This window comes from Campylobacteraceae bacterium, from assembly GCA_013215945.1.
Taxonomy (GTDB): Bacteria; Campylobacterota; Campylobacteria; order Campylobacterales; family Arcobacteraceae; genus NORP36.
In genome coordinates this window covers 182774-195667 of sequence record JABSOM010000006.1, presented here as the reverse complement: position 1 = coordinate 195667, position 12894 = coordinate 182774, and the positions used below count along the sequence as shown (strand labels likewise).

Sequence of the window (12894 nt, the reverse complement as noted above, 5' to 3'; positions counted from 1 at the left end):
GAAAATATTTAAATGCATAGAATTTATTCTATGCATTTTTTTTGCTAAACTAAATAAAAGGATAAATTATGTTTACTTCACGATTAGATGTTACAGAAGCAGCAGCTCTTGTAATTGAAAAATTAAAAGAAGAAAATACTGATTTAGTATTTAATCAAAGTGGTGGTTGCTGTGATGGAACTGCACCTATGTGTTATGCTAAGAGTGATTTTCATGTACCCTCACGAAATGTAAAACTAGGTGAGATTTGTGGGATAGAATTTTTTATAGACAAAGATCAATTTGAGTATTTTAAACATTCTCATATTACAGTAGATGTAAGAAAAGAAACCGCTTTTGGAAATTCTTTTTCTCTTGAGATTGATTTAGGATATCAGTTTATTACCGTATCGCGTATTTTTACTGATGAAGAGTATGAGAACTTAGAAATAAAATAAAAGATTTAAGAATATTTAGATACTTTTAACATCTTAAATCTATCTCCCATCCCAGTTGGTTCTATAAGTGTTTTTACTTTTTGCACTTCACGTAAATAAACGTCGTCATTTGTATGCTCTTTAAGCATTTCTAATAAATCCAAGATTCCAAAATCAATAAGTGCTTTCATTTGTGTTTTAAATTCTGTTTCGCAAGAAGAATCTTTGGAAAATAAATTGATTAAATGATTAAAATGTACATCATAAGTTAAGTCACTTTTTTTGTAGAAGTTATTTAATTTTATATTCTCTTCAAAAAGAGGATGAACTTCATGTTTTTTATAAATACGAGATGAAAAATCATTTCTTATGTGTTTATCTCCATAATCAAAAGTGAGAAAGTCATAGTGCTTAATATTCTGATTTAAGGTATTTATAAAATCTTCATAAGTCAAACAAACTTCACCTTTTGTAATATTATATTTTTTACAATGTTCTATTAACGCTTTATTTTTACATGTTATAAAATGTATTTTGTGATCTTTTACGAAAGCTTGCTGTAAAATCTTATCTTTTGTGAAGACTAATTCACAGGCAAAAGCATCGAATATCTCATTCGCAAGAATATAAGCACTTGGGAGCTTGAGCTCTTTAATATCTTTACAAAAAGATAGTTTGATCGTTTTATTAAAAGATTCTTCTAGGTATTTTTTTTGCTGTTCTTGCAAAGTATCGAAACGTTCAACAATAACAAAGTTTAAGGTATCTAATAATTTAGGCTCCAGAGTATAAATAAATTGAATAATATCTGCTAACAAATAACCATGGTGTGCACCAATTTCAACAATAGAAGAATTTTTATCTAATCGTCCTTCTTTTATTGTTTTTATAATATCTAAAGCAATTGCACCACCAAAAAAAGAAGAAGTAGAAACTGAAGTATAAAAATCTCCTTCTTTTCCAATTGTTTTATAAGAGCCGTAATAACCATCTTTTTCATAGAGCCAAGAATGGAAATATTCACTAAATTTAATCATAAAGTATTTTATCACAAAAGATATGTAATCAAGATGTAAGTAAAATTTGTTATAATGTCATATCAAATTTTAAAATGTTCTTACTTTATAAATTTGTTTTACTGGCACATTTGCAAAGAATTCTACAAAACAAGAGAAGTTTTTATAAATATGCCATAGTAAAAACAAAAGTAATTATTAATTTTTGAATAAATATTAAGGAAAATAAATGTCAAAAAAAACTAAAATACTAGCAACACTAGGACCAAAAAGTGATACAGTTGAAATAATTGAGGGATTAATTAAAGCAGGTGCAAACATGTTTAGATTAAATTTCTCTCATGGAACTCACGAGTATCATTCTCAAACCCTAGCAAATATCAGAACTGCAATGAAAAATTGTGATACTGTTGTTGGAATCTTACAAGATATCTCAGGACCAAAAGTTAGAATTGGAGATATTAAAGAAAACTTCAGCCTTTTAAAAGGCGATACCATCACTTTTGTAAAAGAAGATATTGTTGGTTTCCAAAAATCATCAAATGAATATGTTGTTTCATTAAACTACCCTGATTTATTAGACAAAGTAAAAGTAAATGAGTTTATTTATTTATACGATGGAACTATTAGAGCTAAAGTAGTACAAACGGGTGAAAAAATCGTTGCAAACATCGAAAACAATGGAACATTGGGTTCAAGAAAAGGAATTAACTTTCCTAATACTATTATTGATATTGATGTAATTACTGCCAAAGATAAAATTGATATTGCTTGGGGAGTTGAAAATAAAGTTGATTATTTTGCAATTTCTTTTGTACAAAATAAAGAAGATATGCTGCAGGCACGTAAACTATTAAATGGTTACAATGGGAAATTAATTGCAAAAATTGAAAAATTTGATGCAGTTGAAAATATTGATGAAATTTTAGAAGCAAGTGATGGACTTATGGTTGCTAGGGGAGATTTAGGTATTGAAGTTCCTTATTACGATGTACCTACTATTCAAAAGACACTAATTAAAAAAGGAAATGCTGTTTCTAAACCTGTTATTACAGCAACTCAAATGTTATTATCAATGACAACAAATGAAAGAGCAACACGAGCAGAAATTTCAGATGTTGCTAATGCTGTTTTAGATGGCACGGATGTTGTTATGCTTTCGGAAGAGAGTGCTATTGGAGATGATCCTGTTAATGTTGTTGAGACTATGAGTAATATTATTAGAAAAACAGAAGAAATATATAATTATGAAAAACAGTATAAAATGGATTATTTAGATCATTTTGATGTTATTCAAGCAACAGCTACGAAATTAGCAGATGATATTCATGCCAAAGGAATTTTAGCACTTACTTCTTCTGGACAAAGTGCTTTAAGAATGTCAAGATACCGACCAAGAACTCCTCTTTATGCTTTCTCACATAAAAAAAGAGTATTGACTTCTTTAGCTATTTCTTGGGGTGTTAACCCAATTGCTACAATTAAAGAAGGAAAATCTTCAAAAATGTTAGCGAAAATGTTAGCTTCTTTAGAATCAAAAGGTTTATTAGATAAAAAAGGACCTTATGTAGCAACAGTTGGATATCCAGTTGGAATGCCTGGCTCTACCAATATTATTAAGATTTTAAATGAAAGTGAAATCGAATATTATTTAAGTTTACTAGACAATAAATAAAACGCAAAAGCGTTTTATTTTACCTTTTTATTCTACTTAATCTTAGCATATAAGTCTAACAACTCTATTTGCTCTTCATAATAAAAAATCTTTATATCCAATGCTTTTATTGCTTGTGAATTGACAAGTGTATCTACATCACTTTGTGTTTTTATTTGAGCGTCTTTTTCTTCAATAATTATTTTTAATAAAGAAGCATATAATTCGTAGTCTTCTTTTGCAAGTATTGTTTTTTTCTGAAGCATTTTTATTTTTGCTAGTTTATTTTTATATAAATTCTTTTCTTTAAGCTCAACTATACTTAGATTTTCTTTTGCAATTAAGGTGGCAATTTTTTGTGCCTGAATATCATTTGAAAAACGAATATCAAAAGGCATAGTAATATTAAAACCATAGGTACTTCCGTCTTTTAATAATTCATTGTTTGAAGCATGATATTTTGTATAATCGTAAACAAAATTTAAAGAAGGTAAATATTTTGCTTCTATTGTTTTACGATAATTATTCTTAGTTTTAATGTCAACAAGGCTTTGTTCAATAAGAATATTTTCTTGGATGAATGCTTTTTTAGAAAGTAAATTTAAATGAGGAGGTTTTAATTCATAGTATTTCTTATGTGAAATATTTGAGAAATTGTTTATTAATTCTTCTTTTTGATACTCTAAATCAATCAATAAACTTTTTTCACTGTTTGATTTAATAATGGCATTGTCTAAAAAAGATGTATCTAAAAATCCACCTAAAACTTGTTCTTTTTTTCTTGTTATATCCAATAATGCGTTTAAAATTGAGTGCTGTTGTTTTTTAATTTGTACATCCAGCTTATATAAATTAAAAAGAATTTTAGTAGCATCTTTAATCAGATTCTTTCTTTGAATATCAATGTCTAAATCTGAATATTTTTGTAGAAAACCAGCATACTTTATAGCAGAGAAAATTCCACCACTTTTAAAAAGTGGTTGAGAGATTGAAATATGTGACTTTGTTGTATCTAAAGTATCAGAATAACTTTTAGAGTATTTATAAATAATTGGATTAATCCAATCTTTTTTTAATTTAGCACTTTCTTCTTTTGTTTTTTCTTTATTAAGTTTAAATATGTTTTCATGCACAGGAGATAAAATATCTTCTTGTGCATAAACAAAACCAAGACATAAAGAAAAAATTACAGCCTTAGGTTTTAGCAAGTGCATTGTTTAATCTTTTGAAACCTTCATTGATTTCTTCTTTTGTAATAGTTAATGCTGGTAAAAATCGTAGAGTATCTTTTCCTGCTCGTAAAACCAATAACCCTTCTTCAAAAGAATTCTTAATAATATCTTGAAGTGTTTGCGTATCTTTTACTCTTAACCCTCTAATTAAACCAATACCTACAAGGGAAGTAAATAAATTCGTATTATTTTCATACACTTCTTGTAATTTCGAAGAAAAGTACTCAATGGTTTCATCAAGTGATCCCTTGTTTTTCTCTTCTTCTAAAATAGATAGAACTTCAAGAGCCGCCGTACTAGATAAATAATTTCCGCCAAAAGTTGAACCGTGATCTCCTGGTTCAAATACATCTTTTAAGGTGGTCATAACAGCTCCTATTGGAACGCCCCCTGCTAATCCTTTTGCAAGAGTAATAATATCAGGTGTAATACCGTAAGTAATAGATGCTAAAAAATCACCCGTTCTGTATATTCCTGTTTGCACTTCATCTATTATTAACAAAATATCATTTTCTTTTAAATATTTAGCTAGTTTTTGAATTTCATCTTTTTCAAAAGGATGAACTCCTCCTTCTCCTTGAACCAGTTCAATCATAACAGCAACCGTTTCATCATCAATGTTTTCATATAAAGCTTGAATATCTTTAGTATATGAGAAACCATCAGGATAAGGAGCAAAACTACTATCATGCATTTTTTCTTGTCCACACGCTTTTACCGTAGTAATGGTTCTTCCATGAAAAGAATGCTCAAGAGTAAGTACTTTGAATTTTTTATTTTTAAATCTTTTTTCTCCGTATTTACGTGCTATTTTAATAGCACCCTCATTGGCTTCAGCTCCTGAGTTTCCAAAAAATGTTTGTACATCCATTTTGCTTAAAAGATTTAACTTTTGGGCTAGTTTTGCCTGTGGTTCAATGCCATAAAGGTTTGAAACATGAGTAATATTTGACACTTGTTTATAAATGGCATCAGCAACTCTTTTGTTCCCATGTCCTACAGAAACAACTCCTATTCCTGTTCCAAAATCAATATAGTCTTTATTCGTATTATCCCATAATCTTGCGTTGTCACCTTTTACAAAATTGACATAATTTTTTGAATAAGTATTTAAAACATATTTTTTATCTAAGTCTTGTAAGTTCACACAATTTCCTTTTTCTTTATTGGCAAAATTATATCTAACATAGAATAAACACTGCGTTAATATAAAAGATGTACGTAAAAAGTAAAAAATTATTGAATTGAAATATTTTACTTTAATAGTGCATTTTTCCTAGGATGTCATTAAATTGTCATAAAAAAGTTATATATTATTTCAAGCGAAAAGCGAAAAGGAATGACGATGAACATATTAGGAACAAAATCCGCAAAAATATTGTTGGCTACAGTATTACTTGCTGGATTAAGTACTAGCTCACAGGCTAAAGAGAAAGTATATAAATGGAAGTTAGCAACAACTTGGGGACCAACATTATCTCCCTTTATTGATGCACCAAAAAAACTATCAGCAATGGTTGAAAAAATGTCAAATGGTAGGTTACTTATTAGAGTGGATGCTTCTAATAAACATAAAGCTGCATTTGGAATTTTAGATATGGTTAAGGGTGGTCAATATGATATGGGTCACTCTGTTTCATATTATTGGAAAGGTAAAGATATTAATACTCTTCCTTTATCTACTATGCCTTTTGGTATGACTGCTCCTGAGTTCTTTGCATGGTACTCTTATGGTGGTGGAGAAGAATTAACTAGAAAAGTATATTCAAAACATAAAGTATTGTCTTTTCCTGGTGGAAATACTGGAAACCAAATGGGTGGATGGTTTAAAAAAGAGATTAATTCTTTAGAAGATTTAAAAGGTCTTAAAATGAGAATTCCTGGTTTTGCTGGGGAAGTAATGGCAGAACTTGGAGCTACTGTTACTAATATTCCTTCAGGTGAGTTATATACAGCACTTGAAAGAGGTACTATTGATGCACTTGAATGGGTTGGCCCAGGAATGGATATCAAAATGGGATTTCATAAAGTAGCACCATACTATTACACAGGATGGCATGAACCAGGTACAGATTTACAGTACTTAGTAAATGAAAAGAAATTTAATAAATTACCTAAAGATTTACAAGAAGTATTATTAGCAGCTATTAAATTAACTGCATATGATAATTATGTACAAAATTATGCAATGTCAGCTGAAGCTTGGGATAAAATTGAAAAAGATTACCCAAATATTCAAATCAAAACTTTTCCAAAAGAAGTTATGGATAAAATGAAATCAGTAAATGATGAATTGATTATTAAAAAAGTGAATGAAGAATTAGCCAAAAACAATCCTTTATTTAAAGAAATAATTGATTCTCAAAAATCATTCCAGAAAAAAGCAAGAGCTTGGACTGAAATGTCAGATTTCTTATACTTAAAAGACAATTTAAAATAGTACTAATCCCTCTTCGGGGTTAGACATATAATGAAAAGTAAAGCAGCAATTATTTAAACAATTTAATGCAAATTGATGCTTATTATAAAATAGCAAAACAAAGATATCTAAATAATATAATCATAAAAATAATTTACACAATCAAGATTAAATAATTTTTTAGAATAATTATATTTTATAGAAAAATAAAATAATGCTTGCTATATAATTATTGTGGCGTATTTTTTTAAATTCCTATATCAAGTAGAAAATACCTATAAATCTCCTTTAAAAACAAAATTACACTATAAATACTGCTTATTCTAACAATAAAACAATTAATTTAAGAAATAAATAAAGATTAAAAACTTATTAATTTGACATAATTTTGTCATTTTAAAAATATATACTGAAATATTAAAAAAATAAAATTATTATTTAATGAAGAACTTAGTTCTTAATAATTATTAAATAATTGAAATTATAGGAGATAAAAATGGCAAAAATTGCATTTATTGGTTTAGGAAATATGGGAGAACCAATGGCCGCTAATTTACTTAAGGCTGGGCATATTTTGAATATTTTTGATTTAGTGGATGCCCCATTAAAAAGGTTAGAAAAAATAGGTGCGCATATATGTTTAAATGCAAAACAAAGCGTAGAAAATGTTGATTTTGTCATTTCTATGTTGCCTGCTAGTAGACATGTGGAAGGTTTGTATCTGGGAGAAGAGGGTTTATTAAATTATATCTCAAAAGAGACTCTCGTAATTGATTGCAGCACTATAGATGTATCTACTACTAAAAAACTTTCATTTGAAGCTATTAACAAAGGTATTTCTATGTTAGATGCGCCTGTTTCAGGTGGTGTAAATGGTGCTACTGCTGGAAGTTTAAGTTTTATGGTGGGATCTTCTAAAGAAATGTTTACTTTAGTAGAAACAATATTAAAAGATATGGGAGAAAATATTTTTCATGCGGGAAATGCAGGTTCTGGCCAAATGGCAAAAGCCTGTAATAATATGTTATTGGGAATCTTAATGGCAGGAACATCTGAAGCTTTACAACTTGGAATTGCTAATGGTTTAGATCCTAAAGTATTATCAGAAATTATGCTTAAAAGCTCTTCACGAAATTGGACATTAGAAGTATATAATCCCTGCCCAGATGTTCAAAAGAATGTACCTTCTTCTAATAATTATGAAGGAGGTTTTGCTTTAGACTTGATGTTAAAAGATATGAACCTAGCAATGAAAGCAAGTATAGAGAGTAATTCTCCCACCCCCTTAGGTTCGATATCAAGAAATCTGTATGCACAATACTCAAATGAAGGAAAGGGAGAAAAAGATTTTTCAAATATTTTTAATCTCTTTTCACAAAAATAACAATATATATAAAAAATTTTAAAAGGAGGCTTTATTTAATTCTTAAGAAGTACGTTAGAAAAAATTAAAAAACAAAAGGAAGATTATGAATATTAAAAATTTAGCAGTAACAGGATTAGTATCCTTAAGTATTTGTGCAACAAGTGTTGCAGCAGCTGAGAAAAAAGTTTTATTAAAAGTTCCAACAACGTTTTCTACAAATCTGATTGGTTTAGGTACACCCTTACCTGCATTTAAAAAAGGTCTTGAATCAATTTCTTCAACATTAAAAGTTAAAATATATGAGCCTAAGAAACTAGTAGCTCCCTTTGAAATATTAGATGCAGTTTCAAGTGGAAAAGTAAATGCGGGTTGGTCAACAGCTGGTTATTGGAAAGGGAAAATGCCTGCGGCAGCCATTTTTTCATCTGTTCCTTTTGGACCAGAAGCACCTGAGTTTTTCTCATGGTTATACAAAGGAAATGGTTTAAAATTGTATCAAAAAATGTATGATGATGCGAAATACAATGTTCATGTATTACCTTGTTCCATTTCTTCACCAGAAACTGCTGGTTGGTATAAAAAAGAGATTAATTCTCCTGAGGATTTAAAAGGTCTTAAAATGAGATTCTTTGGTTTAGGTGGAGATGTTATGACTAAACTTGGGGCTTCAATATCTCTCTTACCAGGTGGTGAGATTTTTTCTGCTTTAGAAAAAGGGGTAATTGATGCCAGTGAATTCTCAATGCCCGTAGTTGATCAACTATTAGGGTTTTACAAAATTGCAAAATTTAATTATTTCCCAGGATGGCATCAACAAGCTACTGTTTTTGAATTATTAATTAATAATAAAACATGGAATAAAATGTCTAATATGCAACAAAGTGCAATTGAAATGACTTGTAAAGCAAATATGACAGATTCATTGGCTGAAAGTGAAGCAGTTCAAGGTGCAGTTATTAAAGAAAATATTGAAAACCGTGGTGTAATTGTTAAAAAATGGTCTCCTGAAATGTTAGATGCATTTAAAGGTGCTTGGAAAGAAGCACTGGTTGATCTTAAACAAGATGAAACTTTTAATACAGTTTGGAGTGACTTAGAAAAATTTAGAGCAGATTATTCTTATTGGAGTAAATTAGCATTTTTACCAAGATAGTATTAATTTAGAAAATTAAAGGATTATTATGGAAGCAAAAGATCATATTGTAGAGCCTGTTAAAAGTTATGATGAGGTGAGTCATACTCTTGAACTTCAAGGAGGACTCAAAAATGAAAAAATACCAAAGATTTGTATTCTTTTGGATTCTATAGTCTATAAAATAGGGACAGTCATTTCTGGACTGTGCCTATTATTAATTGCTATCATTGTTATTCAAGTCTTTTTTCGATATACGCTTAGTATTAATTTTATACAATTAGAAGAATTACAATGGCACTTATATGCCATGATTGTTATGTTTGGATTGTCGTATGCAATGGTTAATCATTCTCACGTTCGTGTGGATATTGCTCGAATACATTTCTCAACAAAAACCCAACGGAAAATAGAAATTATAGGAATTTTATTTTTAATGCTTCCTTTTATGTTGATTGTTATTGATTACGGAATTGATATGACAATGCAAGCCTTAAGAATAAATGAGCGTTCCGGTTCTCCTGAGGGTTTGCCTTATCGTTGGCTCATAAAAAGTGTTTTGCCACTTAGTTTTATATTATTGTTAATTGCGAGTTTTTCTCGTTTAATACGGCATATCTCATTTTTAACAAAAGGAGTGAAAAATGGAAATTAACGAATATCTAGTCATCTCAATGTTTCTTTCATTTATATTTTTATTAATTTCTGGAATTCCTGTTGCATGGGTTTTAGCAGGTGTTGGTATTGCTTTTGCTGGTATTGGGTATTTATCTGATTTATATTTAGGCACTATTACAGGCTTAGATTATAATACAATTGGTTTATTAAGTAATAGAATTTTTAAAATTATGGACAACTGGATTCTAGTTGCTTTGCCTATGTTTATTTTTATGGGTCTTGCTTTAGATGAATCTGGAATTGCAGCAAAACTTCTTACGTCTTTGCAAAGATTTTTTGGAAAAATGAGAGGTGGTTTAGCTATTACTGTTGTCATTTTAGGAGTTTTATTAGCAGCTTCTACAGGTATTATTGGTGCATCTGTTGTTTTATTGGCGGTAATGTCTTTACCTGTAATGCTAAAACAAGGTTATGATAAACAAACTGCACTTGGAGTAATTGCTAGTTCTGGGACTCTGGGAATACTTATTCCTCCTAGTATTATGCTTATTATTATGGCTGATCAATTGAGTATTTCTGTGGGAAATCTTTTTATGGGTGCAGTCTTTCCTGGCTTGATTTTAGGTGCTTTATACGTAGGTTATTTAGTTATTTTAGGAATAGTTCGGCCTAGAAAAATGCCTTTAGTTACTAGTTCTTTGGATGATGAAAGCGAAATAAACCTAGTATGGGATTTATTTAAAAATATTCTTCCTCCTGCATTTTTAATTTTAGCTGTTTTAGGTTCTATCTTTTTTGGTTTGGCAACTTCTACTGAAGCTGCTGGAATTGGAGCATTTGGCTCTTTATTGTTAATGCTTATGAACCATCAACTTACTTTTAAGAAAGTGCTAAAGATTTCAAAAGCAACTATGAATACGACAGGATATATTTTTGCAATTTTTGTAGGAGCTACTTGTTTTTCTTTGGTATTAAGAGAATTAGGTGGAGATGAATTAATTATGTCAGCTCTTAATTCTATCTCTGAAGACCCTGTTATTATTATCTTATTTATACTTGGATTGATATTTGTTTTAGGTTTTGTTCTTGATTGGATTGAAATTACTTTAATTATTTTACCTTTAGTAGCACCTATTATTAGTGAACTTGCTTTAGAAATTAATGGTTTTGGAATTGAAAACCCTACTTTAGTCTGGTTCGTTCTTTTAGTTGCAATGACCTTACAAACGTCATTTTTAACCCCTCCTGTTGGTTTTGCTTTATTTTATTTAAAAGGGGTTTGTCCTCCTGAAATACAATTAAGTGATATTTATAAAGGGGTTATTCCTTTTATTATCTTGCAACTTATTGGTTTGGCCATTGTCTTTTCTTTTCCAGAAATTGTTACATGGTTACCATCCATCGCTTATACGTAAATAAATGCAGTTTCATCTTTTGAAACTGCCTTCATTCTTGAGTACATATTTAGCACAGCTACTTAGTTTTCAAAGAAAATACTTTCAAATAAATCAAATTATAAAACAAGGAATACAATGAAAAAATTAAACATAATGGTAAGTAATGAATTTATACAAAGTAATACAGATAAGTTTTATGAGAAAATTTGTCCCTTAACGCAAGAGGTACAAGTATTGGTTCCCTTAAGTACAAAAGATGAAATAAGTGCAGCTATTGAGAAATCGCACCGTGCTTATTTGTCATGGAAAGATACGCCTATAATGACACGTACACGTCTAATGTTAAAATATCAAGCATTGATTAAAGAAAATATTGATGAACTTGCAGAAATTTTAAGTATTGAACAAGGTAAAACCTTAGATGATGCAAAAGGAGATATCGTAAGAGGTTATGAAGTGGTTGAGTTTGCTTGTTCTGCTCCTACTTTAATGATGGGGGAAACCATTGAAAATGTTTCCACTAAAATGAATACTTACTCTTATAGACAAGCTTTAGGAGTTTGTGCAGGAGTTACACCTTTTAATTTTCCTGCAATGATACCTTTGTGGATGTTTCCTTTAGCTATTGTATGTGGAAATGCATTTATTTTAAAACCTTCAGAGATGGTTCCCAATACAGCAATGAAGTTAGCAGAGCTGTTTATTCAAGCAGGAGCACCAAAAGATTTATTACAAATAATACATGGACAAAAAGAACAAGTGGATGTTTTATTAGATCATGATTTAGTACAAGCATATTCTTTTGTAGGTTCTCCTGCTGTTGGTTCTTACATTTATTCAAGAGCTACTGCTAATTTAAAAAGAGCACAAGCTTTTGTGGGAGCAAAAAATCACTTAGTCGTTATGCCTGATGCGAATAAACAAAATGTTATAAATGCGCTCATTGGAGCTTCTATGGGAGCAGCAGGACAGAGATGTATGGGTATATCTGTTGTTTTATTTGTAGGACAAGCAAAAGCATGGATTTCTGAGTTAGTAGAAGCCTTAAGTAAAGTAAAACCAGGAGCATGGAACGATAAGAGTGCTTCTTATGGGCCTGTTATGACAAAAATGGCACTTAATCGAATTGAAGGATTTATTCAAGAAGGTGTGGATGCTGGAGCCTCATTATTATTAGATGGAAGAGGGGCAAAAGTAAAAGGGTATGATAAAGGAAATTGGATTGGGCCTACCGTTTTTTCAGAAGTTACTACTGATATGAGTATTTATAAAGAAGAGATTTTTGGACCTGTATTAAGCATAATGCAACCTAAAAACTTAAATGAAGCCTTAGATATTATTAATAACAATATGTTTGGTAATGGAACTTCTATTTTTACTTCCAGTGGGGCCAGTTCAACTAAGTTTAGAAGAGAAGTGAAAGTTGGGCAAGTGGGTATTAATGTACCCATACCTGTTCCTTTACCTTTTTTCTCCTTTACTGGATGGAGAGGCTCTTTTTATGGGGATTTGCATGCTTATGGAAAACAGGCAATAACCTTTTATACAGAAACAAAAACAGTAACAGAGAAATGGTTTGAAGAAGAAGAACATGAAGAGGTTGCTTTTAATTTTAAAGAAGACCACTCAAAATAATAAAAGTAG

The 12894-nt window shown here is 29.9% G+C and carries 11 protein-coding genes; 8 read left to right on the top strand and 3 right to left on the bottom strand.

The genetic code is table 11. The annotated features are described in order from the left end of the window. Positions 1–68 precede the first annotated feature (68 nt). Complete coding sequence (locus HRT41_08235; GenBank protein ID NQY24011.1) at positions 69–437, top strand: DUF779 domain-containing protein; 369 nt, start codon at positions 69–71, stop codon at positions 435–437. Positions 438–442: 5 nt separating this feature from the next. On the opposite strand, the gene HRT41_08230 is transcribed toward HRT41_08235, so the two are convergent. Further along, positions 443–1453: an SAM-dependent methyltransferase gene (locus tag HRT41_08230; GenBank protein NQY24010.1), complete on the bottom strand. Its 1011-nt coding sequence runs from the start codon at positions 1451–1453 to the stop codon at positions 443–445. A 208-nt stretch (positions 1454–1661) separates the two neighbouring features. Between HRT41_08230 and pyk the strand changes: the two genes are divergently transcribed. Further along, the gene (gene pyk / locus HRT41_08225; GenBank protein ID NQY24009.1) at positions 1662–3107 is read left to right on the top strand and encodes a pyruvate kinase; all 1446 of its coding nucleotides are present in this window, start codon (positions 1662–1664) and stop codon (positions 3105–3107) included. A gap of 32 nt (positions 3108–3139) precedes the next feature. On the opposite strand, the gene HRT41_08220 is transcribed toward pyk, so the two are convergent. Together HRT41_08220 and HRT41_08215 are read right to left on the bottom strand one after the other, a co-directional pair. Further along, the gene (locus HRT41_08220; protein NQY24008.1) at positions 3140–4300 is read right to left on the bottom strand and encodes a TolC family protein; all 1161 of its coding nucleotides are present in this window, start codon (positions 4298–4300) and stop codon (positions 3140–3142) included. After that, the gene (locus tag HRT41_08215) at positions 4281–5465 is read right to left on the bottom strand and encodes an aspartate aminotransferase family protein (protein NQY24007.1); all 1185 of its coding nucleotides are present in this window, start codon (positions 5463–5465) and stop codon (positions 4281–4283) included. Before HRT41_08215 ends, HRT41_08220 begins: the two co-directional genes overlap by 20 nt. A 198-nt stretch (positions 5466–5663) precedes the next feature. Between HRT41_08215 and dctP the strand changes: the two genes are divergently transcribed. The 6 genes from dctP (at position 5664) to HRT41_08185 (ending at position 12885) form a co-directional block, all read left to right on the top strand. Further along, on the top strand, positions 5664–6758 hold the full coding sequence (gene dctP / locus HRT41_08210) for a TRAP transporter substrate-binding protein DctP (protein NQY24006.1): 1095 nt from the start codon (positions 5664–5666) through the stop codon (positions 6756–6758). A 475-nt stretch (positions 6759–7233) separates the two neighbouring features. Next, positions 7234–8121 carry a 3-hydroxyisobutyrate dehydrogenase gene (gene mmsB, locus HRT41_08205; protein ID NQY24005.1) on the top strand — a complete coding sequence of 296 codons (888 nt, stop codon included), beginning with the start codon at positions 7234–7236 and terminating at the stop codon, positions 8119–8121. 85 nt (positions 8122–8206) lie between these two features. After that, complete coding sequence (locus HRT41_08200) at positions 8207–9256, top strand: TRAP transporter substrate-binding protein (protein ID NQY24004.1); 1050 nt, start codon at positions 8207–8209, stop codon at positions 9254–9256. Positions 9257–9284: 28 nt separating this feature from the next. Next, positions 9285–9890, top strand: a complete 606-nt coding sequence (locus HRT41_08195) for a TRAP transporter small permease subunit (protein ID NQY24003.1) — start codon at positions 9285–9287, stop codon at positions 9888–9890. Then, complete coding sequence (locus tag HRT41_08190) at positions 9880–11268, top strand: TRAP transporter large permease subunit (GenBank protein NQY24002.1); 1389 nt, start codon at positions 9880–9882, stop codon at positions 11266–11268. Before HRT41_08195 ends, HRT41_08190 begins: the two co-directional genes overlap by 11 nt. Positions 11269–11385: 117 nt before the next feature. Further along, positions 11386–12885, top strand: a complete 1500-nt coding sequence (locus tag HRT41_08185; GenBank protein ID NQY24001.1) for a CoA-acylating methylmalonate-semialdehyde dehydrogenase — start codon at positions 11386–11388, stop codon at positions 12883–12885. Positions 12886–12894 lie beyond the last annotated feature (9 nt).